Raw genomic sequence first — 26,124 nt, forward strand, 5'->3', positions numbered from 1 at the left:
CTCACGCACGTAAAGCCGGTGATGACAGGTTACTGCGCTGCCCAAGCGTTGAAGCGTTGCTCCAACTCTTCACCGTGTTCGATCCAGAAATCGGTATCCACGCTGCGAGCGCCTTTGAGGTTGGCGGGAGCAGTGGGCAGATCACCGCGTACCTTGGGGTCGATCTGCGCGATCGCCAAGGTGTTGGTCGGGCCGTAGGGGATGGTTTCGGCGAACACTTTCTGGTTTTCGGGGCGGTTGGCGAACGCGATGTACTTCTCGGCCAACGCCTTGTTCTTCGAACCTTTGACAATTGCCCAGCTGTCCATGTCATAAAGGCTGCCGTTCCAGACGATCGAGAACGGGTGCCCTTCTTTCTGGGCTGCCGTAACGCGTCCGTTATAGGCCGACGTCATGACCACATCACCGGACACCAGCCATTGCATGGGCTGAGCGCCGGCCTCCCACCACTGGATGTTCGCCTTGAGTTGATCGAGCTTCTTGAAGGCACGGTCGACGCCTTCGGGCGTGGCCAACACGGTGTAGAGCTGACCTTGTGAAACGCCGTCAGCGAGCAAGGCGATTTCCAGGGTGAACTTGGCACTTTTACGCAGCGCACGTTTGCCAGGATAGGTTTTCACATCCCAGAAGTCCGCCCACCCGGCAGGTGCCTTGGCGAGTTTTGTCGAATCGTAGGCCAGCACGGTGGACCAGATAAAAATGCCCGCGCCGCATTCGCTGGCGGCAGAGTCGATCATCTGTTTCTTGTCGCCCAGCTTTGACCAATCCAGAGGCTCGAACAGCCCTTCACTACAACCACGCACCAGTTCCGGGCTTTCCACCTCCACCACATCCCAGCCGACCTGGCCGGTCTCGACCATGGCCTTGATCTTGGCCATTTCGCCATTGAACTCGCCCGCTTCAATATCGACGTTGTTCGCCTTGGAGAAGGGTTGGTAAAACGCTTTTTCCTGGGCTTGCTTATTCAGCCCGCCGAACGACACGACCGTCAGTTGTTGCGCTTGCACCTGGCTTGCCGCCCCGGCCATCAACGCCAATACCGCAATTTTCTTGAACATGGCAACGCTCCTTAGCAGTGTTTTGAACAACGCTTTTTTAGTGGTGAACCAAGGGATCGAGCGCACTGGCGTCGTGACTGAACCAACTGACCGGTACCGTATGGCCGGCCAGCCAGTCGTCATGCATGTCCGCGATGGGCACTTTTGCGGTGAACGCCTCGTGCCCGGCGACGTTGAGCCGCACCCGCACGTGATCGCCCAGATAGATCAATTCTTCGATACGTCCCGACAGGCTGTTGGCGGAGGGCACATTCAGCGCAATGCGTTCCGGGCGGATGGACAGGGATGTCGGCTCACCGGCACTTAACGCAGTGCTCGCGCGGGCCCCCACCTCGGAACCGTCCGCCAGGCGCACACGACACTCAGCGCCGGAAACCGAAACCACGGTGCCCGGCAGGGCATTGTTTTCACCGATGAAATGCGCGACGAACGAGTTGCAGGGGTGCTCATACAGCGCCTTGGGCGTGTCGATCTGCTGAATCACCCCATCGTTGAACACCGCGACGCGGTCCGACAGGGTCAGTGCTTCCGCCTGGTCGTGGGTAACAAATACGACGGTCAACCCCAACTGGCGATGCAGGCGGCGGATTTCGAGTTGCATTTGTTCACGCAGTTGTTTATCCAGCGCGCCCAGCGGTTCATCCATCAGCACCAGGCTTGGCTCGAACACCAATGCACGCGCCAGCGCGATGCGTTGCTGTTGCCCGCCGGAGAGTTGCGCGGGGTAGCGTTGCGCGAGATGGCCGAGCTGCACCATGTCCAACGCCCGCTTGACCTTCAATTCGATATCGACGGCACTCATCCGCCGCACTTTCAGCGGAAAGGCCAGGTTCCCCGCAACCGTCATGTGGGGGAACAGTGCGTAGTTTTGAAACACCATGCCGATGCCGCGCTGATGCGGCGCAACCGTATGTAACGGCTTGCCGTCGAGAAGAATTTCACCCTGGGTCGGTGTTTCAAAGCCTGCGAGCATCATCAGGGTGGTGGTTTTTCCGGAGCCCGAAGGCCCGAGCAAGGTCAGGAACTCACCGCGCTGGATATCGAGGTCAAGCTTCTTGACCACCAACTGTTCACCGTCATAGCTCTTCTGCACACCTCGAAAGCGTACATAAGGGGGGACACTGCTCATGGCTGCACCTGCATCTTATTGTTTTGGAAAAATTGCGTCAGATCACTTGTAGCCATTTTAAGCACACCTCCATTCGTGATGCATCATGTTTTATACTTCACTACGAGAGCATAATATGTGCCAGATTCGGCGGAGCTGTGCGGCGAGAGGAGAAATCAACAAACACACAGATGTGCGGCACTCATGCAGTGCACTGAGGGCTGTCGTGCACTGCATAAGCGTGATCACCGGGGTAAAAAAGGAGCAGTTGACAGTATCAACAGAGTTCAACATGATGCATCAAACATCACTTAACCGAAACGATCGAGGATAACCATGAGCGAGAAGAAAACCCTCCTGCTGACAGGTGCGAGCAGAGGCATCGGGCATGCAACGGTTAAATATTTCAATGCGGCCGGCTGGCGCGTGTTCACGGCCTCGCGCCAGAGTTGGGCGGCCGAATGTCCCTGGGCCGATGGTCAGGAGAACCACATCCACCTGGATCTCGAAGACATCGGCAGTATTGAAGCGAGCATCGCCCTAATCAAAGAGAAGCTCGGCGATGGCAAGCTGCACGCGCTGGTCGATAACGCCGGCATGAGCCCCAAGGGCCCCGAAGGCGGTCGCCTCGGCGTACTGGAAACCGATTACGCAACTTGGTTGCAAGTGTTCAACGTCAACCTGTTCTCCACGGCCCTGCTTGCCAGAGGCCTGTTCGAGGAATTGAAAGCGGCCCAGGGCACCATCATCAATGTGACATCCATTGCCGGTTCCAGGGTTCACCCGTTTGCCGGAGTTGCCTATGCCACTTCAAAAGCCGCCTTGTCCGCATTGACCCGCGAAATGGCCTACGACTACGGACGCCATGGAATCCGCGTAAACGCTATCGCGCCAGGGGAAATCGACACTTCAATCCTCTCCCCCGGCACCCAGGACATCGTCGAGCGCGATATTCCAATGCGTCGGCTCGGCAAGCCGGAAGAAGTCGCTTCCCTGATTCATTTTCTGTGCACCTCGGGCGCCTCCTACATCAATGGCTCCGAGATTCAGGTCAATGGTGGTCAGCACGTCTGATCGGTTCCCCCTCTTTCCGTGATGTGTTCAACCGGAGTTTTTATGAAATTGCGTGATGACAGTCTGTTCCGCCAACAAGCCTATATAGCCGGTGTCTGGAGCGATGCCGACAACGAAGAGCGTCTGGCCGTAAATAATCCGGCGACGGGCGAAACCCTCGGCCATGTGCCGAAAATGGGCGCCGCCGAAACACGTCGCGCCATCGAAGCCGCCGAACAGGCACTGCCGGCCTGGCGTGCACGCACCGCCAAGGATCGCGCCACCGTGCTGCGTCGCTGGTTCGACCTGATCATCGCTAACCAGGATGACCTGGCCTGCCTGATGACACTGGAACAGGGTAAACCCCTGGCCGAAGCCAAAGGCGAAATCGCCTACGCCGCATCCTTCATCGAATGGTTTGCCGAGGAAGGCAAGCGCGTCTATGGCGACATTATTCCAGGCCACCAACCGGACAAACGCCTGCTGGTCATCAAACAGCCTATCGGCGTGACGGCCGCGATTACGCCGTGGAATTTCCCATGCGCCATGATCACGCGCAAGGCAGGCCCGGCGTTAGCCGCCGGCTGCACCATGGTGATCAAGCCAGCGAGCCAGACGCCCTTCTCGGCATTGGCCCTGGCTGAACTGGCCTCCCGCGCAGGCATTCCTGACGGCGTGCTCAGTGTAGTAACCGGCTCCGCCGCGCACATCGGCGCAGAACTGACCAGCAACCCGATTGTGCGCAAATTGTCATTCACCGGCTCGACCGAGATTGGTCGTCAGTTGATGGCCGAATGCGCGCAAGACATCAAGAAGGTTTCGCTTGAACTCGGCGGCAACTCGCCGTTCATCGTGTTTGAAGACGCAGACCTGGATGCGGCCGTCGAAGGCGCCATGTCGTCCAAATACCGCAACGCCGGGCAAACCTGCGTCTGCGCCAACCGCCTGTATATCCACGACAGCGTCTACGATGCCTTCGCCGAAAAACTACAGGCTGCCGTCGCCAAGCTGCGTCTGGGCAATGGTCTGGACGAAGGCACCACGACCGGCCCGCTGATCGATGAAAAAGCCGTGGAGAAGGTTCAGGAACATATTGCTGATGCAATCACCCAGGGTGCACGTGTGATCCAGGGCGGCAAACCCCATGCGTTGGGCGGCAACTTCTTCGAACCGACCATCATGGTGGACGTGCCCAAGACCGCCCTGGTTGCACGCGAAGAAACCTTTGGCCCCTTGGCACCGCTGTTTCGCTTCACCAGCGAAGCGGATGTTGTTGCGCAGGCCAATGACACCGAGTTCGGCCTGGCAGCGTATTTCTTCGCACGCGACCTGTCGCGGGTGTTCCGCGTGGCCGAAGCGCTTGAATACGGAATCATTGGCATCAACACCGGGATTATCTCGACTGAAACCGCGCCCTTCGGCGGTATGAAAGCGTCCGGCCTGGGTCGTGAAGGTTCCAAATACGGCATCGATGATTATCTGGAAATCAAATACATATGCCTGGGCGGTATCTGAGACTTTGAAGGAGTCGTGACGTGAGTGTCGATATTGATTGCGTAGTCGTAGGTGCTGGCGTGGTAGGGCTTGCCGTGGCACGCGAGATGGCCCGGGCCGGCAATGAAGTGCTGCTGATAGAAGCTGGCGAGGCAATCGGTATCGGCACCAGCTCGCGCAACTCGGAGGTCATCCATGCGGGGATCTATTACCCGCCCGGGAGCCTGAAAGCCCGGTTCTGCGTCGAGGGCCGGCACGCCCTCTACGCGTATTGCTTAAGCCATGGGGTCGATACGCGCAGAACCGGAAAGTTGATCGTTGCCAATACGGAAGCGCAAGTCGCTCAGCTGGAATGCTTGCTCAAGCGTGGGCTTGAAAACGGTGTGGATGATTTACGCCTGCTTGATCGCAGCCAGGCCACCGCACTGGAGCCCGCGCTTGAATGCATCGCGGCGTTGTATTCGCCGTCCACCGGCATCGTCGACTCCCATGCGCTGATGCTGGCGCTGCAAGGAGATGCCGAAGCGGCCGGCACCAGTGTCGCGTTTCACGCGCCACTGATCGGAGCCAAAGTCATAGCGGACGGTTTTTTGCTGGACATCGGTGGGGAGTCGCCCATGCAACTCTCCTGTCGCAGGCTGATCAATTCGGCGGGGCTTCATGCGCCAGCACTGGCAAGGTCCATCGAAGGGTTGGCGCCAGACAAGGTGCCACGCGACTATTTGTGCAAGGGCAGTTACTTCAGCGTTTCAAAGCGCGTGCCCTTCACGCACCTGATCTACCCGGCACCGGAAGCAGATGGTCTGGGCGTGCACATGACGGTCGACCTGGGTGGCCAGGCACGCTTTGGCCCGGACACTGAATGGGTCGACACCGAGGACTATCAGGTCGATCCGGCGCGCGCAGACGGTTTCTATTCGGCCATCCGCAGCTACTGGCCCGATTTGCCGGATGACAGCCTGCAACCGGGCTACAGCGGGATTCGTCCAAAAATTTCGCCACCGGGCGAGCAGGCCAATGATTTTGTGATCAGCAGCCCGCGCGAGCATGGCGTACCGGGGCTGATCAATTTGTTCGGCATTGAGTCACCGGGCCTGACGTCGTGCCTGGCGATTGCCGAGCATGTGCGCGAGCTAATTGATATTTAGTGTGTATTTCCCGAGGGTGGCTACACTCGCACCAGGATGTAGGCGAAGCCGCGTCCCCTCTACTTGCAGATGAGCATTGCCGATGAAATTCAGTCATAAGATACTGCTGGCCGCCGTCTCGGTCGTCACACTGGCGTTTGCCGCCTTTTCGACTTACAGCGTGCAGCTTCAAGAGCGCTACATCATGAACACCCTGCAGGCGCGCTTGAACGATAGCGGCCAAAGCACCGCCAACCATGTGCAAAGCTGGTTCGAAGGGCGCTTGCTGATGATTCAGAACCTGAGCCAGAACATCGCCTTGGATCCGCGCCCGGAACATATCAAGGCGTTAATCTCGCAAAAGGCGCTGGCGGGTGAATTTCTGCAGAACTTCATCGGTTTGGCCGACGGTAGCGTGGTCATGGAACCGGTGACCGCCCTGCCTGACCAATACGACCCACGCACTCGCCCCTGGTACAAAGACACCGCGGCGAGTAACACGCTGAACCTGAGCGAGCCCTACGTCAGCCAGTCCACCCAGCAACTGGTGCTTTCAATCAATACGCCGTTGAACAGCGATGGCAAACTGATTGGCGTCGCCAGCGGTGACCTTAGCCTGGATGCCTTGACCAAAATGATCGGCGGCCTGGACCTCAATGGGCTGGGCTATGCCTTTATGGTGAACGCCCAGGGCAAGATCCTGGTCAGCCCAAACCGCGACCATTTGATGAAAACCCTCGCCGAGGTGTATGGCGACCACCCTCCCCAACTGGAGCAACCCTTTAACACCGTCCTGCTCGATGGCCGTGAACAGATCATAGGCTTTACCCCGATTCGCGGGCTGTCGGGCGCGCAATGGTACATCGGCATTTCCATCGACCATGACAAGGCGTATGCGGCCCTGGGCGAGTTGCGCAGGTCCGCCGTGTTCGCAACGCTGATCACCGTCGCCATCATCGTTGCCCTGCTCGGCAGCCTGATGCACGTCCTGATGAGGCCCCTGCGAACCCTGGGCACAGCGATGCAAACGGTCGCCGAGGGCGAAGGTGACCTGACCTTGCGCCTGTCCGCGCAAAGCCGCGACGAATTTGGTACCGTCGCGCAATCCTTCAATACCTTTGTCGAGCGAATCCATCGCTCGATGCTCGAAGTCGCCTCCACCACTCGGCATTTGAACCAGATGGTCGAACAGGTGCACAGCAGTTCCGTCGTGTCGTTGAGCAGTTGCGACGAACAGAACCAGCGCAGCAACAGTATCGCCACGTCGCTCAATGAGCTGGGCGCCACTGCCCAGGAAATCGCAAGGAACGCCTCCTCCGCCTCCGTACAGGCGTCGACGGCAAAATCCCAGGCGATGGAAGGCCAGGTCGTCCTGACCAAGACACTTGCCGCGATCAACGAGCTGTCCGAAAAAATACACACTGCTTCCGGCCGGCTCGAAGTCCTGAATGGCAGGACTGTCGACATTGGCAGGATCCTCGAAGTGATAAAAAGCATCTCCCAGCAAACCAACCTGCTGGCGTTGAACGCAGCCATCGAAGCCGCCCGTGCGGGAGAAGCCGGCCGCGGCTTCGCCGTGGTCGCCGATGAAGTCCGAAGCCTTGCCCACAGGACACAGTCTTCGGCAGAGGAAATCCAGCAAATGATTGAAGAACTTCAATCGGACTCCCGTTCATCCGTGACCACCATGGATGAAAGCCAACAGTACAGCGCGCAGAGTATTTCGATTGCCACTCAGGCCGGGGAACGTTTTGATGCGGTGACCCAGGGCATCACGCTCATCGATGGCGTGAACCAGTCAGTGGCGGCCGCGACCGAGGAGCAGACGTCGGTGATCGAGTTGCTCAACGTTGACATCGTTGAGATCAACACGCTCAACGGCCAATCCGTCGACAGCCTGAATGCCACGCTGGCGGCCTGTGAACAATTGCAGTTGCAGTTCTCCGGCCTGTCTCAGCTCGTTGGTTCTTTTCGTGTTTGAGAACGGTGTGATTAAGGATGACCGGACAGTGAGATTGCTTCTGGCCCATTAGAAACTTCGAAGGGCGGCCGCTAACGACCGAGGCTGTGTAATGCAGCCACATATTACCCAAGCGGCGCTGCCCTCCTGCCCACTCAGCGCGCGGCGATATTCTGATTTGAAGCATCATATCCAGGCTCAGCACAGGCAGGGATGATTGTGGCTGAATCGGTTGCCGCTCCAACTGTCGATCCCCCAGAAGATCTCATGACCAAACTCCACGTACGTCGATCACCCGAATCCGGATACCGGGTATCTGGGGTGGCACTGCCGAACAGGACATCGCGAAGCTGAATACCGCATCCATTCTTGGAATTCTCCTATTCGCGTACAAAAATCAATACCCTCTCCAACATGCGGTCGCAGGCATCCAGTTGCCAGTTGCGATGCCTGCCTGTTGCCGACGCTATACATTCGAACCCAATGACGCGATGGCTAAAGAATCACCGAGCCGACCTCTTTAAAACGCAACACAGGCCGATAGAGGACATATCCAATAATAAATATTGGCCCAGGCCAAAAGATGGTCGCCAGGCATGCTGTTCACTTGCGAGATACCCCGATGCTCAACTCCATCTCCATCCGCTTGAAAATCATCCTGCTGTCCGGCTTGTGCCTTCTGGGCGTGATAGGTCTGATCGTCAGCCTGAACCTCTATCAGGGCAACCAGAACATTCAGGTAATCAGTGCCTCCAGCAGCAAAATGCTGACCGGCAGTGGCGAGAACCTGTTGCAGGCCAAGGCGGCCGAACAGGCGGCCAATCTGCAGAGAGTCTTCGGCGACAGTCTGCTGATCATCACCGCCCTCTCCGACCAGGCGGCCAACCTGCGTAGCATGGCAATCCAGCGCGGGTTGCCGGCCTCAACATTGCGCGAGGAACTTAACCAGAGCGTGAAAACAACATTTGATCGAAACCCTCAGATTCTGGGGCTTTGGCTGGTGTACGAACCGAATGCGCTGGAGGGTAAGGACAGCGAGTTCGTTAACGACACGGCACGCACCTCCAACGATAAAGGACGCTTTGCCAGCGCCTGGAACCGGGGTGCGGGCCAGTCGATGAACCTGCAGATTACTGAAAGCGATTTGCACAAGACCGAGCTAAGCATCAGCGGTACCCCGTACAACAGTTGGTACACCTGCCCGAGAGACAAGCGGATTACCTGCCTGACGGCGCCCTACGCCGACACCCTGGGCGGGAACGCCCAAGTGATGACCTCGCTGTCGATACCGTTGATTGCCGATGGCAAGGTGATCGGCGCCATGGGCGTGGACCTCGCCCTCGGCGCCCTGCAATCGGCCGCAAGCGATGCCCAGCGCACGCTGTTCAATGGCTCGGCAAGCATGTTAATCGTGTCCGACAGCGGCGTGCTCGCGGCCTATAGCAAGGATGCAGGCCAGGTCGCCAAACCGCTCAGCGTCACATTGGGTGAGGACGGCAAGGCGATACTCGCGGCATTGACGCAAAAAAAACCACAGGTGCTGTCCCAGAATGATTTGATTCGCGCCGTCTACCCCGTTGCACCTATTCCCGACGCGCCGGCTTGGGGGGTGGTCATCGATTTGCCCAAACAAGTCTTGCTGGCCGACTTGGTAGCGCTTCAGACCTTGCTTGACCAGACCCAAACCCGTGACACGCTGGAGTCATTGCTGGTGGCTATCGGCGCCGGGCTGCTGGGCCTGCTGCTCATCTGGCTCACCGCCTCCGGCGTGACGCGCCCGATCAACAGTGTCGCGCAGATGCTCAAGGCGATTGCCAGCGGCGATGGCGACCTGACCCAACGACTGCACTACCGCAAGAAAGATGAATTGGGCGATCTGGTGAACTGGTTCAACCGTTTCCTCGACAAACTGCAGCCCACCGTTGCGCAAATCAAGCAGAGCATTATCGATGCGCGCGGTACCGCCGACCAGTCTTCGGAAATCGCGCGGTTGACCAGTGAAGGGATGCAGGTGCAATTTCGCGAGATCGATCAACTGGCAACCGCGTCCAACGAAATGAGCGCCACCGCCCATGAAGTCGCCCACAGCGCCTCGAACGCCGCCCAGGCAGCGCGCGGTGCCGACCAGGCGTCCAGGGAGGGCATCACCCTTATTGAGCGCAGCACCCAGGACATCAATGCGTTGGCCCGCGAGGTCAGCAAGGCCGTTACGGAAGTCGAAGCCCTGGCGATAAACAGCGAGCAAATTGGTTCGGTGCTGGAAGTGATCCGCAGCATTGCCGAGCAAACCAACCTGCTGGCACTCAACGCCGCGATCGAAGCGGCGCGCGCCGGGGAAAGCGGTCGAGGTTTTGCGGTGGTGGCTGATGAAGTACGCAACCTGGCAAAGCGCACACAGGATTCCGTCGAGGAAATCCGCATGGTCATCGAACGCATCCAAACCGGAACGCGGGGCGTGGTGGCGACAATGCACTCCAGCCAGACGCTCGCCCAGGACAACGCCGAGCAGATCCATCAGGCCGTGCAGGCGCTGAGCAAGATCAGCGACGCGGTAACGGTGATCAGCGACATGAACCTGCAGATTGCCAGTGCGGCGGAGGAGCAAAGCGCGGTGGCCGAAGAGGTCAATCGCAACGTCTCGACCATCCGCGGCGTGACCGAAACCCTGACTGAGCAGGCCGCCGAGTCCGCGCAGATCAGCAGTCAGCTCAACGCACGGGCCAATCAACAGATGAAGTTGATGGACCAATTCCGCGTATAACAAACGGCGCTATGCCGGCGAGTGACTCAGGGACGGTAATTCGTCTGAGTTTCTCTAACGAGGCCTTTGCGCCTACGCTGAGCGGCACCCGCAGATCTGACGATGCAAATAAAGCCTGCTTGCTCACCATTGCGGTGTGTCGGTCGATAGCCTGACCGACACACCGCAATCCCTAACAATCCTCTCCGCATTTGTTTTATCGCGCTCAATCTTCAAGCGCGCGAACGCGCTGCATGCGCTTTTGCTCTGCGGGTGCATCTGCCAACTGCAACTCAAAGTCAAAATCAATCTGCGCAAAGCGCCCTTGCACACCCAACTCCCGCGCCAGTTGCTGATCGTCGCTGAAGCGGATTTCGGCGATCAGTTCATCGCGTGTCGCATATGCAAAGTCGTCGTGCAGGTACGGGTCATCCGACAGGTTGATCTGCGTTGTCAGGTGCCGGTAACCCGGGGCCGAGATGAAGAAGTGGATATGCGCCGGCCGCTGCCCATGCCGCCCCAGGTGGTCAAGCAACTGCTGAGTCGGCCCAGTCGGCGGGCAGCCATAACCCGACGGCACGATGCTGCGGAAACGGTAGTTGCCCTGGGCATCGGTTTCGATGCGTCGGCGCAGGTTGAACTCCGATTGGCTGCTGTCGAACCAGGAATACGTGCCGCCGGTGTTGGCTTGCCACACATCGACAATCGCGCCGGCCAGTGGATTGCCGTCGGTGTCGCGCACCTGGCCTTGCATGAACAGCGGCACGGCAGCATCGGTCCCATCATCCAGGCGCGCTTCGTACTTGGACAACGGCGCACCGGCCACGTACAGCGGGCCCTCGATGGTGCGCGGGGTGCCACCGGACTTGCCAGCTTCTTCATCCGCGGCGTCCATCAACATATCCAGGTAATGTTCCAGGCCCAACCCGGCCGCCAGCAGCCCGGCCTCCTGGTTCTTGCCCAGTTCGTTGAGGTAGTTGACCGCCTTCCAGAATTCTTCGGGAGTCACCTCCAGATCTTCGATGATGTTCACGGTGTCGCGCAAAATCCGATACACCAACGCTTTGGTGCGCGGGTTGCCGGCGTCGTTAAGTTTGCCGCTGGCTTCTTCGAGAAACTGTTGGGCGTGAGCGGTCTGGGACAGTCGGATGGACATGGTGCATTCCTCATCTTGTAATTATTGGGTGCGTGACAGGCTTAACGGTCGTCTTCATGGATCGACGAAGGGTGCCGGCACAAGGCATTCACTTCGATCGACATATAGGGATAGAGCGGCAGTTGCATCAGCAGGTCGTGCAGGTCTTGCACGCTGTCGACATCGAACACGCTGTAGTTGGCGTAATGCCCGGCGATACGCCACAGGTGGCGCCATTTGCCCTCCTGTTGCAGACGCTGCGCCAGCGCTTTCTCATCGGCCTTGAGACTGGCCGCGCGCTCGGGGTCCATGTCCAGGGGCAGGTTCACGGTCATTTTCACATGGAACAACATGGCAGGCGCCTCTTAGTGTTTGTCACGACGGAAGAACGCCAGGCGCTCCTCATCAATGGCCAGGCCCAGGCCCGGTGCAGTGGAGACATGCAGGTGGAAATCACGGTACACCAGCGGCTCCGTGAGGATGTCCTCGGTCAGCAGCAGCGGGCCGAACAGCTCGGTGTCCCACGCCAGCTTGTTCAGCGTGAGGAAGGCATGCGCCGAAGCCAGGGTGCCGATACCGCCCTCGAGCATGGTGCCGCCGTACAGGGCGATACCCGCCGCCTCTGCGATCGCCGCCGTGCGCAACACCGCACGGGGGCCGCCGTTCTTGGCGATCTTGAGGGCGAACACCGACGCCGCGCCTTCGCGGGCCAGGTTAAAGGCATCCTCGACACATTCAATGGACTCATCCGCCATGATCGGCACCGGGCTCGACAGGTTGAGCCGCGCCATACCGCCACGGTTATAGCGTGAAATCGGTTGCTCGATCAGGTCGATACCGTTGTCGCCCAGCACTTTGCACGCGCGCAATGCCACCGCTTCGTCCCACGCCTGATTAACGTCCACGCGCACACTGGCGCGGTCGCCCAGGGCCTTTTTGATTGCGACCACATGGGCCAGGTCGTGGTCGACTTCACCGGCGCCGATCTTCAATTTGAAAATGCGGTGGCGGCGCAGGTCGAGCATCTTCTCGGCCTCGGCAATGTCCTTTTCAGTGTTGCCGCTGGCCAGGGTCCAGGCCACCGGCAACGCATCGCGCACGCGGCCGCCGAGCAGTTCGCTGACCGGCAGGTTCAAGCGTTTGCCCAGCGCATCGAGCAAGGCGCTTTCGACGCCGGACTTGGCAAAGGTGTTGCCGCGAATGCTGCGCTCCAGGCGCAACATGGCCGCATTGATATTGCTGGCGTCCTGGCCGATCAGCAGCGGCGCAAAATGGCGATCGATGTTGACCTTGATGCTGTCGGGGCTTTCATTGCCGTAGCTCAGGCCGCCAATGGTGGTGGATTCGCCGATGCCCTCGATGCCATCGGCACAGCGCACGCGGATGATCACCAGGGTCTGGTTCTGCATCGTGTGCATCGCCAGCTTGTGCGGGCGAATGGTGGGAAGGTCGACGATGATCGTCTCGATCGACTCGATGGCGCAATTCGGCATGACTATACCCGTTGGGTTCTGTTTAGATTTAAGCCGATTCTGTTCCCTATTTTCTAAGGCATCCAATATAGAATGGGTCTCGAACAATACTCTTTGGGTATGAAAGGAGTGATCATGGAACTGCGTCACTTGCGCTATTTCCAGGTGCTGGGGGCAACCCTGAACTTCACCCGCGCCGCCGAACGCCTGCACATCGCCCAGCCGCCCTTGAGCCGGCAGATCCAGCAATTGGAGGACGAACTGGGGGTGATTCTGCTCGAACGCGGCCGGCCGCTGCGGCTGACCGAGGCCGGGCGGTTTTTCTATGAGCACGCCAATGTGCTGCTGGAACAACTGAACAAGGTATGCGACAACACGCGGCGCATCGGCCAGGGTGAGAAGACCTGGCTGGGTATTGGCTTTGCGCCTTCGACGCTGTACGGCGTGTTGCCGGAGCTGATTCGGCGGTTGCGTACCCATGAAGCGCTGGAGCTGGAGCTGGGGCTGTCGGAGATGACCACCTTGCAACAGGTCGAAGCGCTCAAGGCCGGACGGATCGATGTGGGGTTCGGGCGAATCCGCATTGACGACCCGGCTATCGTCCAGCGCGTACTGGTGGAAGATCGATTGGTCGCCGTATTGCCCGCCGGCCACCCGTTGCTGGCCGCACCCGCCACCCTCGCCCAATTGGCCGCAGAGCCTTTTGTGCTGTACCCCGGCAACCCGCGTCCCAGTTATGCCGACCATGTGATCGCGCTGTTCGACGCCCATGGCCTGAGCCTCAAGGTGGTGCAATGGACCAACGAATTGCAGACCGCCATTGGCCTGGTCGGCGCCGGCATGGGCGTGACGTTGGTACCGGCCTCGGTGCAAGTGTTGCACCGGGCGGATATCGGCTATACACCAATTGTTGAAGCCACCGCGACTTCGCCGATTATTCTGAGCCATAGAGCCCATGATAAATCGCCCGGGCTCAGTCATTGTTTGCAGTTGGTGGAGCAATTGATCTGAATGCCGTCAGCCGAGGTGCGGTTCGCGATCGGTTATCCGGAGCGGGGATCAAACTCGGAACTGCTGCATCAGCTCACCTTGATAATTGGCCAACTGATTGAGCTGATCGCTCACCTGAGCTGACTGTTTGGCCTGACCGGAGAGTGATTCGGTCACATCGCGGATTGCATCGACATTGCGATTGATCTCTTCGGCAACGCTGCTTTGTTGCTCCGCTGCGCTCGCTATCTGCAGGTTCATTTCGCTGATCACGTTGACTGCCGCGCCGATCTGCTCAAGTGCGAGCACGGCTTGCTGCACCTGGACCACATTGCTCTGAGCCAATCGGTGGCTGCTGTGCATGGCCTGGCTCACATCGCGGGTGCCGGACTGCAGGTTTTCGATAACCTGGCGAATTTCCTCCACCGAATCCTGAGTACGTTGCGCCAGATTACGCACCTCGTCAGCCACCACGGCAAAGCCTCGCCCGGTCTCCCCGGCACGTGCCGCTTCGATGGCGGCGTTGAGGGCCAATAGATTGGTCTGCACGGCGATAGCGCAAATGACTTCCAACACCGAGCCGATCTGCTCGCTACTGTCAGCCAATCCCTGCAACTTATGCATGGCATGGCTCAAATCATGGGCGAGTTCGTCGGTGGCAGACGTCGTCCGGGCAATAACATTCAGCCCGTCCTGACTGGCCTGGTCGGCATTAACAGCCGCTTGGGCGGCCTGTGCAGCACTCTGAGCGCAGGCATTGGCCGCAGTGGACATTTCATGCAGGGCCGCGGCGACTTGGTCGATCTCCTGGAATTGCTGCTGCATGCCCTCGCTGGTGCTACGGGCGATCTGCGCGGACAGGTCCGCCGTCTGGCGGGCGTCGTGTACCGAGCCCTGCACCTGGGCGATTACCGGCTGCAACTTGTCGAGGAAGCGATTGAACGCCTGTGCCAGCCGACCCAGTTCATCGCGGCGCGGATAATCCAGCCGACGTGTCAGGTCACCGTCGCCCTGGGCTATATCTTCGAGCATCACTGCCAATTCGAGCAGTGGGCGCGTGACCCCTCGTGCGCTCAGCCAGATCAATAAGACCCCGAGGATAGCGGCCAGTGTGCCGAGTCCGAATTCCAGTCCCGAGCTACTCAGGCGAGCAGCATCGAGAGTGTCTTGCATCGCGGCGACCGGCGCCAGCAGCACCTCTTGCGGCACGCTCAGCAACACACCCCACGACCGGCTGCCGAATGCCGGCTCCAGCGGCTCCAGCACCGTAATGCGTTGGTTATCCAGCACGGTAAGCGGCTTGGCTTGACTCAACGCCGCCAGGATATTGCGCGCATCATCAGGGAGCATATCCTGAAGTTGCTTGCCGAGCCTTGCCGGGTTGGCGCTATTGCTGGCGATCAAACCAGTGGGGCTCAAGATGCTGATTTCTCCCTTGCCCGCGTAGAGAGTACGGCTGTCGTCCAGCGTGTTTTGCTGGAAGCTCTCCAGACTGATATCCAGGCCCAGCACAGCGATGGTCTTGCCATTTTCAATGATTGGAAAGGTGATGCCGGTGACTAACAGGCGCTTGCCAGACGCATCGTCGGAATAGGGATCGACGACACAGGGCTGTCCGCTATTGCGCGAGCACGTATAGAAGGTATTGAACGGTTTACCGCTGGGCCCGGGAGAAGTGTCAGCGAGTATTTTTTCCTCGCCCAGCACCGGAAACGGTTTTGCGTTTTTATCGCGTACCCAATATTGAGCAAATCGACCTTTTTCATTGCTGCCCAGTTGCGTTTGGCCAATAAAGTCGGCATCGCGGCCGTCCAGCGTTTCGGGCTCAAAAATGACAAAAAGGCCGAGCAACTCAGGCCGCTTTTCCAGCGAGCTGCGGATTACCGCCGTGAGTTCGCCGCGTAACGCCTGCGGCGTAATTTCGCCACGCGACGCCCGATCACGCAGGTCCAGCAAAAACCGCGCAACGCCCTCTCCATATTCATGGGTGCGCATAAAAGCTCTTTGAACCTTGAGCGCCTGCACCCGGCCCTGCGCTTGAAGATTCTGTTGCGCCGCGTCCGCCAGCATTTGACTGCTGGAGGCCTTGATTTGCGCAGAGGTGATATTGCTCTGATAGAGAGAAAGGCCCACCAGCAGGATGACCACCAATATCAGGCAGAGACTCGCGAGCAGAGTGGTTTTGCTCTGTATGGTCAAAGTAACAGTACCCATGGGTTCAACCTTGTCTGAGTGGACAGGAACGAAAACGGGTGGCACATGCCACCCGCCCACGGTCAAAACGTCGTAGCGAACACCAACTGGGTATAGACGTTTTTGTCGTTGTTACCCAACTGTGCCCCACCCTGCGCGGCGCTCTTGTCCGGCTGGTAGATGCCCACCAACGGCATCACGGTCACGTGCTCATTGAAGTGCCATTCGGCATACAGGTCGACTTCATGACCATCGGTGTTACCCAATTTTCGGTCGATCGTGTCGTAGTTGAAGTACAGCGCGCCAAGGGTCAGGTTCTCCAACGGCGAGGCCTTCAGCGTGACGTTCTGGATACGTGAATTACCGTTGAAGGGGCCGGCATAGTTACCGGCCACCTCACCCTGGAACCAGGTGCCGTAGCCACGGCTCATGCCGTAAAACAATGTGTCGTAGCGTTCGGAAAAGCGGCTGTAGCGGTAACTCGCGCTCGGCTTCCACATCGCATCGGCGAAGGTCCATCCGGCTTCCAGGTACCAGGCGTCTTCATTCGCCGCATTGGGCTTGTTCTGCCTGGCGTATTCACCCGACAAAAACAGGTTTTTCACGCCCGCATTGCCCGCTGCGCGCAGGCTATAGGTCTTCATGCCGTCACGCTCGAGCTGCAGCGGCGAGGCGTACGGTTCGCGGATGTCGGTGGTGTTGATGTACGTCAGCCCGACGGTCCCCGCCTCTGCCACATGTTCCAGCGTACCGACGTACATCTCGGTATTGGCCTGGGCACGGTTATCGGATTTGAGCCACATCAGGTCCCCACGCCAGCCTTCCTTGCCGCCGATTCGTAGCACGGCGGTTTTGTCAAAAGCCTTGCGCGCCGCCAGGTAGTAAGCGCCGCCACGGTTGAATTGGCCATCGGCGTTGCCGCGCCCCAAATTGAGAGCGTCGCCCTGAATCAGGAAGCCGTCGCCCACTACAATATTCTGTCGACCGAATGACAGGTCGATGCCGTCCTGGCCAAGAGCTTCGAACAGGTTGCCCGAACGCCACCCCAGATAGGCATCCTCGATTTTGGTCGTGCGTTCAGAGCCATCGGTGAAACCGGCCGCGTCGCCATCGCCCCAAGTTCCTGAACTGAGCAGTGAGAAGGCGCCATAGGCCGTCCCGGCGCCGCCCAGCCCCTGATCGCCGCTCACGCCATACTTGATGTAACCCTCCCGCCATGAGGACGACCCCGGCTGCAATCGGCCGGAAGGCGCGTAATTTTGCTGACTGTGAAAAGCGCCAAACACCGCCTCCAGGTTGGCATTCAGGTGAGTGTCGCCTTGGGCATACAACTCGTAGGCACCCGCGTGAGTTGCAGTGCCGACAAGTGCTGCGAGTGTGCAAAAGCGGAGCATGGGATGTTGGCGCATGGATGCATTTCCAATTTATTATTAGAGAGGAGCGATACCTTGAACAGGTTGACAATCAACCCAAAATTAAATACCGCTCACAATGGTTTCGGCAGTTAATGCGAACAACTAATTATTATTAAACTTTATCGGCGGCATGCGCTGCGTCAACGCAGCAGACCACAGTAGTGCACGAACAGACTATACAATCCAGCGATACTCATCTATCCGATTTATTGGTCAATTTCATCCTGTAAATCAGCGCCTGATAGTATGTTCATATAAACAAAAACCATGGCTTAAAGCACAAATTTTCGGATAAACAAACCAACTTACAGGACATCCGCCATTCACTCATTTAGTGTTTTTACTCATTAAAGAGCATCATGTGATCGCCAGCACCAACGTGGTGCAAATCCTATAATCCAATTATCCGTTACGGCCCTTCCCGCTTTATCTTCCGGGTAACACTTTGCTGACAGCCGTACAGGTTGCCAAAGCGTCAGCAAAGCCACTGCGCCAGCTATTCCGGCTTCGCGGGCGAACCAATCGGTGACAAGGTGCGATTTTTGCTAGTTAATCCTCACCCTCCCCTATGTGACCCCCTCAAACATGGACACCAAGAAACTGCTGCTGGCCGTGAGGCTGGGCGAAACCCTTCATTTCGGGAAGGCCGCGGAAATTGAAAATATGGCGCAATCCGGCCTCAGTGCGCAGATCGCCAAATTGGAAAGCGAGCTGGGTTTTCGCCTTTTCGTGCGTGCCAATCGCACAGTCGCACTGACGGAAGCAGGTGAAATATTCATTAAAAAAGCGCGCGTGATTTTGGCCGACATGCACAACTCAATCGTCGAATGCAAAGCGCTTGCCGACAACAAACGCTCTGTGTTGAGGATAGGCATGTTCGGCGATCAGGCAGCGGAGTACACCCATCCTATGTTCGCCCTTTTTCAACGGCTGAACCCGGATATCCGACTGGTATTCATTGAGCTGCAAATGACCAACCAGGTGCAATCCCTGGTGGGCGGCCTTGTCGATGTGGTGTTGATGCGCATCCCGACTCATGATGCGCGGCTGGAGTACGTTGAGCTGTTCAAGGAGCCTCGAGTCGCCGTCGTTCCCGCGACCCACGCGCTGGCATCGCTGGGTGCACTGACCGTAGCGGATTTGCTCGATAAACCCTTTGCCATTCCGGCCGAGGGGGCACCGTCCGACCTTATTTCGTACTGGAGTCTGGCAGACGTTAGAAATGAGCCAAGTAAAGTGGCCGCCATGGTAAAAACCATACCCGAGGTGATATCGGCAGTCGCTTACGGGGGCGCCTTCGATACCTTCCCATCGTCGTTAACCAAAGCCTATAACCATCCTGGCATTCGGTACATTCCCATTGACGACGCATCACTCAGCGCAATGTCACTGGCCACCTTGCAGGGCAATCGAAGCCCCGGTGTCAGGGCGCTACGCTATTGTGCGGAGCAGACATTTGAAGTCAGTTTTTCACAGTAGCCCCCCCTTGCGCGGTGACGCCAGCCTCACCCATCACAAAGCGTGATTGATCAATCATCTTTGGCGCATTGAATCCCCCCTCGGATGGTCACATTATCATGCTGCGGCCACACAAACATGCGCTGCGATAAGGTTTAAAAATTGCCTTTGCGTAAATGATAAAAATAATAGGTGTCGAAAATGAAAAAAATAAAAATCACCATGTTGTTGCCCGTTGACACATTACTCAACTGGGATGCCATTCAATGAATGACGCCCCAGCTTCCTCCTGAAAAATTGCGCCGAAATATATAAAAAACAAGAATTTTGCCAATTTAAAAAATGCACCGGCTACTTTTGTTGTTTGCCCCTCAGGCAAAAACAGTTTATTGCCCGTGCACGACTCAATACTGCCGAATAAAAAAATCGTATTGCTGTAACAGGCCGCTCAACAAGTAGCCGGACCACAGCGATGCAGGATGGTATTCCGCGTGGAGGATGTTATGCAAAACCGTGATCAAAAGAACAACCTGAAAACAAACTCGCTGGGCGTGTCTGACATTGTATTTTTTGTCGTCGCCGCCGCCGCGCCGCTGGGCGCCACACTTGGTGGTTCGCCGGCCGTTTTTGCCATAGGCGGGAGCAGCGCACCCGGTCTTTATCTGTGTGCGTCAGTGATCCTTATGCTATTCGCCATCGGGTTTGCCGCAATGAGCCGCTATGTTGTCAGTGCCGGCGGGTTTGCCGAGCTGGTTAAAGTGGGCATTGGCAGCACCGTGGGTCATGCCGCCTCGGGCATCGCCATTCTTGCGTACATCTGCATGCTGGCAGGCATTTACGGCGCATTCTCCGCGTTTAACTCGGACCTGGTTAAAAATTATACGGGTGTTGAGTTCACCTGGCAGCTGAGCGCCTTATTGGCGATTGTCGTCGTCGGCCTATTTGGCTACATGGACGTGAACATATCCGCGAAGGTACTGGGGGTGTTAATGATCCTCGAAGTGCTGATTCTCGTCATATTCGATATTGCGGTACTGATTCAGGCAGACCCGGCGGCAATGAATGTTGCCAACTTCATTCCCAAAGACCTCAGCGCTCCAGGCCTTGGCGTCGCGATGATGTTTGCTTTCGCCTGTTTTGTGGGCTTCGAATCAACGACCATCTATGGCGAAGAAGCGAAAAACCCGCATACCACTATCCCGCTTGCCACCTACATCGCAATCGCACTGATCGGCGTATTTTATACCCTCACCACGTGGTGCCTGGGCATCGCCTATTCGGGCAGCGATATACAAGCCGCGGCCACCGGCGACGTGGTGAACTTCGTCTTCAACATGAACACCAAATTTGTCGGGCTCTGGTCGACCCAAATTATGCAGGTACTCGCCGTCACCAGCCTGTTTGCCGTGCTCTTGTCATTCCACAACGCGCTGTGCCGATACCTCTTCTCCCTTGCCCGTTCGAACTTTCTGTTTAACGCGTTGAGCCGTGTACACCCCAAGAACAGCAGTCCTTACGTCGCCAGTTTGACGCTCAGCGTGATTACTTTTTTAATATTGTCAGTCTTTATGCTTATCGGCGCTGACCCGATAGTCAATCTTTACATGTGGATGGTGGCTGTCGGCACGCTCGCCATACTTGTGCTGCAGTCAATGGGCGCGATCGCTGTGATTGCCTATTTTAAAAAGACCAAACAGGGTTTCTTGTGGCAAGGCCTTATCGCTCCGCTATTGGGTGGCGCAGGCTTGATCTTCGTAGTGATGCTAGCACTCACTAACTTCCATGAGTTAACCGGTTCAACCTCTGACTGGGTTGGATTTCTGCCTTGGCTGGTGCCCATTGCAGCTGCGGTAGGGATTATCAACGGCAAATGCAAATCCGCCAATTACACCGCGAATGAAAACCCGGCGTCGGCATGACGTTGAATAATTAAGCACCTGTTGCTTGTGCGGCGCATTCAGATAGCCAAATCCAGGGTGTGCACCGGGAGAGCACCTTGGTTCCTTCTTAGTTTAATACCTCAGACGACTTTTTTTAGCTCTCTTTACGTGGGAACAGCCATGAAACTTGATTACCAACAATCCGTGACCAACTTTTCCGAAGCTTTTAACCTGTCCAAACGCGAAACAACCAAGGGCACCGATTATATTCCAGGCGGTTTCAGCAGACGCACCTTTGCGTTTGGACCCCATGCCATTTTTGTAGAAAAGGGCGACGCTCAATACATCCATACCATTGATGGAAAACGCTTACTCGACCTCAATAACAACTTTTCCACCAACGTACTCGGGCACAATCATCCGGCTGTCATTCAGGCAATCACGGACATGCTGCCGAATGGTTTTTCCTTCGGCAACCCGACCGATCATGAACTGGAACTCGCTAAATTGATTTGCGAGCGAATCGAATCAATCGAGCAGGTCAAGTTCTCTTGCTCGGCGAGTGAAGCGTGCCTCAGTGCCGTTCGTATTGCGCGAGGTTACACTGGCCGCAACAAGATCGCCAAGTTCGAAGGCGGCTACCATGGCTTTACCGATGAACTCGCGGTTTCCGCTCATCCAAACCCTGACAACTTTCCCGGCCCGGACTTCAACCCCAAAGCCCTTCCAGACTCCGACGGCATTCCAGGCTACACAACCGAAAACGTCATTATTCTGGTGCAAAATAACTACGAAGCCTGCGAGAAAATCCTGCGTGGAAACGCAGAAGACATCGCCTGCGTGATGATGGAGTTGCAGGCCTGCGCCGGTGGCATCGTAGTGCTCGACAAAACCTTCGTTAAAAAAATTCGCGCGCTGACTGAAGAATTGGGCATTTTGCTGGTCGTCGATGAGACCGTCACTATGCGCGCGGCGTACAACGGCCTTCAAAGCGAGTATCAGATCAAGCCCGACCTGACCGTGCTGGGCAAGATGATCGGCGGCGGCCTGCCTATTGGTGCAGTCGGCGGTAGCCGCAAAGTGTTCCGCGTGCTTGAAGATAACCAGGTGATGATCTCCGGCACCCACCATGGCCACCCGCTGGCGTGCGCAGCCGGTATTGCATGTCTCAAGGCCATGGATGAAAAAGCCTATAAAAGGCTTAACGACATGTACGCGAAGATCAAAACAGAACTGAACAGTTGGGCCGCAGAGCACAGCTACCCCTTCGTTATTTATGGCGCCTTCTCTGTATTCGCTTTTGCGTTTACCCATGAAATGGGTCAGGCGATCACCACGCACCGCGATCACTGGCACAAGATAGACGACAACAGCATGAGCATCTATGCGCTGGAAATGGCCACTCGTGGTTACTTCCCGGTACATCGTGGTCAGGTAGGCTTGACACTACCCATGACTGACGAAGACGTTAACGGCTATATTCAAACCACCAAGGATGTCGTTACGCTCATCTACGGCACCCACTGATCCAGCCCTGCCAAGCCGGAATATTCATCTACTGGATATTCCGGCTTATTTTTGCCATTAAATCCAATCCATAAAAAAGGCCTGGGATTAAAACCGACCAGGCCAATTCGCTTCTACACCACGCCCATCACATATGCGCCCGACCGCCATCGTTACGATGCATCGTAGCACTTGGAATTTCATTGAATAATTTTTTGTATTCGCTCGCAAACCTGCCCAAGTGGTTAAACCCCCATTCAGTGGCGACGCTGGATATATTTGTTCCTCGTCCGCCATCCAGCAGCTGCTTGCGTACTTCAGACAAGCGTAACTTCTTCAGATAAGCCATCGGCGACATGCCCATATGTTTGCGAAAGCCATCAAAAAGCTTAAACCTGGAAACACCGGCTGCCTGTTCAATATCGTCGAGACGAATATCTTCGCGAGCGTTGGAATGTATGAAGTCTTTGGCTTTAAGTAAAAAGCTCGGCAGCCGCCCAATCAGACACTCGTGGATCTCATCGGTGTAGTTACTTTTTTGCGCCAGGATCAAACCCCTGACAAGAGAGGCCTCGATGTCTCTTGAAAATAGCGTCTGATCGAAAATCGCCCCACCCGCGTCTTGCTCTGACACAAAGTGGTTGATCAATCGCCACCAGGAGGCACTTGCGCCTATTTGTCCGTCCATCAGCGGATCGAAATTGATCGGGGTTTCCACGGGACGTTTCAGGATCTCTTCGAGCGCAAGCCTCATCGTGACTCGCGGGATGACCACCGACAGTTTCCTGCAATCGCCCGCTATTGAAAGCTCCTGGCTATGGAAAGGCGAAACGATGACCCCCATGCTCTTGTTGGACGAGATACGACGCCCGAGGTAAATCAGCTCCTGCTCGCCGGAAAGAGGCAGGCTGAGGCTGTAGCTGTCCAATTGCTCGGAGCCCTCGACGCCGATACGAACGTCGGCCCCATACTCCAGGGTGCCAAGCTTGGTCGCATAGGAGCGAAACACTCTGGCGTTGTGCCGGAATGAAACCCGCTCGGGTTGTGCACTTTGCAGGCTGTGCGGGCCGCAAACCTCCTCCATCCATGCTCGGGCACCTGCCATGTCACAGCAGTTGATCTGGATATCACTATGGGGAACTACATGCGGCTCGGTCATAGCAAGGCACCACGGTTATGAAAGACGGTGCGCTCTTCGGCGCGTACCCATAGCAACAGCAAGACATATGCCACAGGGTAGATTACCGGCTAAAGCCAGTTAATTTGGACAGCATCCTCCGACTAATCGGATAGTTTCGCTTCTCTACCTGAAAACACCCGTCTCAAGTGCTCCCACAAGCACCATTCATGGGCTAAACCAGGGGAACTTGCACCACACGTTACCCGACAGACTTAACCGATGTAATGGATCGACACCTTTCTACCCACAGTAACACCCACACTGCACGCTATAACAAACCGTTGAGTATCATTCTCATTAATATGAGTTTTCAATAGATATGACCACTTCCGGACTTTTTCAATCTCATTAAATGGCTTTAAGTCATCAATAAATCGGATAGACCAATCGCCGCGCGCCGCCTCTAATAGGAACCCTGCATAACCGCACGATTGAGGATCTACCCATGAGCCGTATGCGCGATATTAGCCAGTGGAAAGAATATATCGAAAGTTGCCTGGACTTTCGAAGCGAGGAAGGTATCTATCGTATTGCTCGCGACATTTTCACGGAGCCGGAACTTTTCGATCTGGAAATGGAACTGATTTTCGAAAAAAACTGGATCTACGCGTGCCATGAAAGCGAGATTCTGAACAAACACGATTTCGTAACAATGAACGCAGGTCGTCAGCCACTTATTATTACCCGTGACGGCGAGGGAAAGTTAAACGCTTTAATTAACGCTTGCCAACACCGTGGCACTACCTTGACTCGCGTCGGCAAAGGCAATCAGTCTACTTTTACCTGCCCTTTTCATGCGTGGTGCTATAAGAGCGACGGACGGCTTGTAAAAGTCAAGGCGCCGACTGAATACGGGGAAGACTTCGATAAAGCCACCCGTGGGTTGAAGAAGGCTCGCATAGAAAGTTACAAGGGCTTCGTCTTCGTCAGCCTTGACGTGAACGGCACTGACTCACTTGAAAATTACCTGGGCGATGCGAAGGTCTTCTTCGACATGATGGTTGCCCAATCCCCCACCGGCGAACTGGAAGTACTGCCGGGCAAATCCGCCTATACCTACGACGGTAACTGGAAGCTGCAAAACGAGAACGGCCTCGACGGCTATCACGTCAGCACTGTCCACTACAACTATGTGTCGACCGTGCAACATCGTCAGCAAGTGAATGCCTCCAAGGGCATCAACTCCGGCGACTTTCTTGATTACAGCAAGCTGGGTGCCGGGGATACCGAAACCGACGACGGCTGGTTCGCGTTCAACAACGGCCACAGCGTCTTGTTCAGCGACATGCCCAACCCGGAAGTTCGCCCAGGGTACGCAACCATCATGCCGCGACTGGTGGAGGAATACGGCCAGGACAAAGCCGAGTGGATGATGCATCGCCTGCGTAACCTGAACGTCTATCCGAGCATGTTTTTCCTCGATCAGATCAGCTCACAGTTGCGAATCATCCGCCCGGTTGCGTGGAACAAGACCGAGATCAACAGTTTTTGCCTTGGCGTGAAAGGCGAGTCTGATGCCGACCGCGAGAACCGAATCCGCCAATTCGAAGACTTCTTCAATGTGTCCGGCATGGGCACACCCGACGACCTCGTCGAGTTTCGTGAAGCGCAACGCGGATTCCAGGCGCGCCTGGAACGCTGGAGCGACATTTCCCGTGGCCGCGACAAGTGGACAACGGGGCCTACGAAAAACACCGACACCATCGGTATTTCTCCGGCCATGATCGGGGCCGAATTTACCCACGAAGGCCTGTACGTGAATCAACACGGCAACTGGCAGAAGTTTCTGCTCAATGGTCTGGCGCGTAAAGAAGCCGATGCCCAAGCGCTGAAACTGAAAGAGGTATAAGGCAATGAACTTCGAACTTCAGTATCGAGTGGAGCAATTCCTCTACAAGAAAGCAGAACTGTGCGATGACCAGGATTGGGATGCTTACCTGGCACTCTTCAGTGAAGACAGCGTGTTTCACCTGCCGCAATGGGACTCCGAGCACGTCTACACCACCGACCCCAAGCGCGAGATGTCGCTGATTTACTATCCCAACCGTGGTGGCCTGGAAGACCGGGTATTCCGGATCCGTACAGGCAAAGCCGCCTCCGCGACACCGCTGCCACGGACCTTGCATCAAATCAATAACGTGCGGATTCACCCGTTGGAGGGTGGCGATCTTGAAGTGCGGGTTAACTGGCAGACCTTGTATTACCGCCAGTCCTTATCCGAGCACTTCTACGGGCGCGCCACCTACACACTTCGACCGCAGGGTGACAGCTGGCTGATCTCCAAGAAGCACAGCGTGCTGCTGAATGACAAGATCAATTCAGTGTTGGATTTCTACCATATTTAAGTCTGCGAAA

At 56.6% G+C, this 26,124-nt stretch carries 19 protein-coding genes and 3 pseudogenes; 13 read left to right on the forward strand and 9 right to left on the reverse strand.

All coding sequences use genetic code 11. From position 1 onward, the window contains the following. Positions 1–29: 29 nt before the first annotated feature. Complete coding sequence (locus TU75_RS23755; RefSeq protein WP_060550320.1) at positions 30–1,058, reverse strand: ABC transporter substrate-binding protein; 1,029 nt, start codon at positions 1,056–1,058, stop codon at positions 30–32. 37 nt (positions 1,059–1,095) lie between these two features. Beyond that, complete coding sequence (locus TU75_RS23760) at positions 1,096–2,187, reverse strand: ABC transporter ATP-binding protein (protein ID WP_060550321.1); 1,092 nt, start codon at positions 2,185–2,187, stop codon at positions 1,096–1,098. 315 nt (positions 2,188–2,502) lie between these two features. Between TU75_RS23760 and TU75_RS23765 the strand changes: the two genes are divergently transcribed. The 7 genes and pseudogenes from TU75_RS23765 (at position 2,503) to TU75_RS28730 (ending at position 10,561) form a co-directional block, all read left to right on the forward strand. After that, positions 2,503–3,240, forward strand: coding sequence for an SDR family NAD(P)-dependent oxidoreductase (locus TU75_RS23765; RefSeq protein ID WP_060550322.1), 738 nt, complete (start codon positions 2,503–2,505; stop codon positions 3,238–3,240). A 42-nt stretch (positions 3,241–3,282) separates the two neighbouring features. Then, positions 3,283–4,734, forward strand: a complete 1,452-nt coding sequence (gabD, locus tag TU75_RS23770; protein WP_060550323.1) for an NADP-dependent succinate-semialdehyde dehydrogenase — start codon at positions 3,283–3,285, stop codon at positions 4,732–4,734. 20 nt (positions 4,735–4,754) lie between these two features. Beyond that, positions 4,755–5,861 (forward strand): NAD(P)/FAD-dependent oxidoreductase, encoded by a 1,107-nt coding sequence (locus tag TU75_RS23775; RefSeq protein ID WP_060550324.1) that lies wholly within the window; start codon positions 4,755–4,757, stop codon positions 5,859–5,861. A gap of 184 nt (positions 5,862–6,045) precedes the next feature. Next, positions 6,046–6,963 (forward strand): annotated as a pseudogene (locus TU75_RS28715) (HAMP domain-containing protein); the annotation flags it as partial. A 57-nt stretch (positions 6,964–7,020) separates the two neighbouring features. Next, positions 7,021–7,821 carry a methyl-accepting chemotaxis protein gene (locus TU75_RS28720; protein WP_414860460.1) on the forward strand — a complete coding sequence of 267 codons (801 nt, stop codon included), beginning with the start codon at positions 7,021–7,023 and terminating at the stop codon, positions 7,819–7,821. A gap of 874 nt (positions 7,822–8,695) precedes the next feature. Then, positions 8,696–9,703: pseudogene (locus TU75_RS28725) on the forward strand (methyl-accepting chemotaxis protein); the annotation flags it as partial. A gap of 102 nt (positions 9,704–9,805) precedes the next feature. Continuing rightward, the gene (locus tag TU75_RS28730; protein ID WP_414860461.1) at positions 9,806–10,561 is read left to right on the forward strand and encodes a methyl-accepting chemotaxis protein; all 756 of its coding nucleotides are present in this window, start codon (positions 9,806–9,808) and stop codon (positions 10,559–10,561) included. A gap of 205 nt (positions 10,562–10,766) precedes the next feature. On the opposite strand, the gene catA is transcribed toward TU75_RS28730, so the two are convergent. Genes catA through TU75_RS23800 form a run of 3 tightly spaced genes read right to left on the reverse strand, consistent with a single transcriptional unit; the run spans position 10,767 to position 13,168 of the window. Next, positions 10,767–11,696, reverse strand: coding sequence for a catechol 1,2-dioxygenase (gene catA / locus TU75_RS23790; protein WP_060550327.1), 930 nt, complete (start codon positions 11,694–11,696; stop codon positions 10,767–10,769). A 41-nt stretch (positions 11,697–11,737) separates the two neighbouring features. Then, the gene (gene catC / locus TU75_RS23795) at positions 11,738–12,028 is read right to left on the reverse strand and encodes a muconolactone Delta-isomerase (RefSeq protein ID WP_060550328.1); all 291 of its coding nucleotides are present in this window, start codon (positions 12,026–12,028) and stop codon (positions 11,738–11,740) included. 12 nt (positions 12,029–12,040) lie between these two features. Continuing rightward, on the reverse strand, positions 12,041–13,168 hold the full coding sequence (locus tag TU75_RS23800) for a muconate cycloisomerase family protein (RefSeq protein WP_060550329.1): 1,128 nt from the start codon (positions 13,166–13,168) through the stop codon (positions 12,041–12,043). 114 nt (positions 13,169–13,282) lie between these two features. Between TU75_RS23800 and TU75_RS23805 the strand changes: the two genes are divergently transcribed. Further along, complete coding sequence (locus tag TU75_RS23805) at positions 13,283–14,158, forward strand: LysR family transcriptional regulator (RefSeq protein WP_060550330.1); 876 nt, start codon at positions 13,283–13,285, stop codon at positions 14,156–14,158. Positions 14,159–14,206: 48 nt separating this feature from the next. On the opposite strand, the gene TU75_RS28735 is transcribed toward TU75_RS23805, so the two are convergent. The 3 genes and pseudogenes from TU75_RS28735 to TU75_RS23815 all read right to left on the reverse strand — a co-directional run bounded on the left by TU75_RS28735 (position 14,207) and on the right by TU75_RS23815 (position 17,739). After that, a complete protein-coding gene (locus TU75_RS28735) occupies positions 14,207–14,962 on the reverse strand; it encodes a methyl-accepting chemotaxis protein (protein ID WP_414860462.1) in 756 nt (251 codons plus the stop codon). Positions 14,963–15,064: 102 nt separating this feature from the next. Next, positions 15,065–16,351 (reverse strand): annotated as a pseudogene (locus TU75_RS28740) (methyl-accepting chemotaxis protein); the annotation flags it as partial. 62 nt (positions 16,352–16,413) lie between these two features. Continuing rightward, entirely contained in the window at positions 16,414–17,739 is a 1,326-nt protein-coding gene (locus tag TU75_RS23815; RefSeq protein ID WP_060550332.1) for an alginate export family protein, read from the reverse strand. 591 nt (positions 17,740–18,330) lie between these two features. On the opposite strand from TU75_RS23815, the gene TU75_RS23820 reads away from it, so the two are divergent. The 3 genes from TU75_RS23820 to TU75_RS23830 all read left to right on the forward strand — a co-directional run bounded on the left by TU75_RS23820 (position 18,331) and on the right by TU75_RS23830 (position 22,610). Continuing rightward, positions 18,331–19,224, forward strand: a complete 894-nt coding sequence (locus tag TU75_RS23820; protein ID WP_060550333.1) for a LysR family transcriptional regulator — start codon at positions 18,331–18,333, stop codon at positions 19,222–19,224. A 482-nt stretch (positions 19,225–19,706) separates the two neighbouring features. Further along, the gene (locus TU75_RS23825; RefSeq protein ID WP_069665422.1) at positions 19,707–21,122 is read left to right on the forward strand and encodes an APC family permease; all 1,416 of its coding nucleotides are present in this window, start codon (positions 19,707–19,709) and stop codon (positions 21,120–21,122) included. Positions 21,123–21,263: 141 nt separating this feature from the next. Further along, a complete protein-coding gene (locus TU75_RS23830) occupies positions 21,264–22,610 on the forward strand; it encodes an aspartate aminotransferase family protein (protein ID WP_060550334.1) in 1,347 nt (448 codons plus the stop codon). Between the two features lie 127 nt (positions 22,611–22,737). On the opposite strand, the gene TU75_RS23835 is transcribed toward TU75_RS23830, so the two are convergent. Then, entirely contained in the window at positions 22,738–23,748 is a 1,011-nt protein-coding gene (locus TU75_RS23835) for an AraC family transcriptional regulator (RefSeq protein ID WP_082630550.1), read from the reverse strand. 466 nt (positions 23,749–24,214) lie between these two features. Between TU75_RS23835 and antA the strand changes: the two genes are divergently transcribed. Together antA and antB are read left to right on the forward strand one after the other, a co-directional pair. Next, on the forward strand, positions 24,215–25,618 hold the full coding sequence (gene antA / locus TU75_RS23840) for an anthranilate 1,2-dioxygenase large subunit (RefSeq protein ID WP_060550336.1): 1,404 nt from the start codon (positions 24,215–24,217) through the stop codon (positions 25,616–25,618). A 4-nt stretch (positions 25,619–25,622) separates the two neighbouring features. Then, positions 25,623–26,114, forward strand: a complete 492-nt coding sequence (gene antB, locus TU75_RS23845) for an anthranilate 1,2-dioxygenase small subunit (RefSeq protein WP_060550337.1) — start codon at positions 25,623–25,625, stop codon at positions 26,112–26,114. Positions 26,115–26,124 lie beyond the last annotated feature (10 nt).

Origin of the sequence: Pseudomonas poae, from assembly GCF_001439785.1 — a bacterium.
Taxonomy (GTDB): Bacteria; Pseudomonadota; Gammaproteobacteria; order Pseudomonadales; family Pseudomonadaceae; genus Aquipseudomonas; species Aquipseudomonas poae.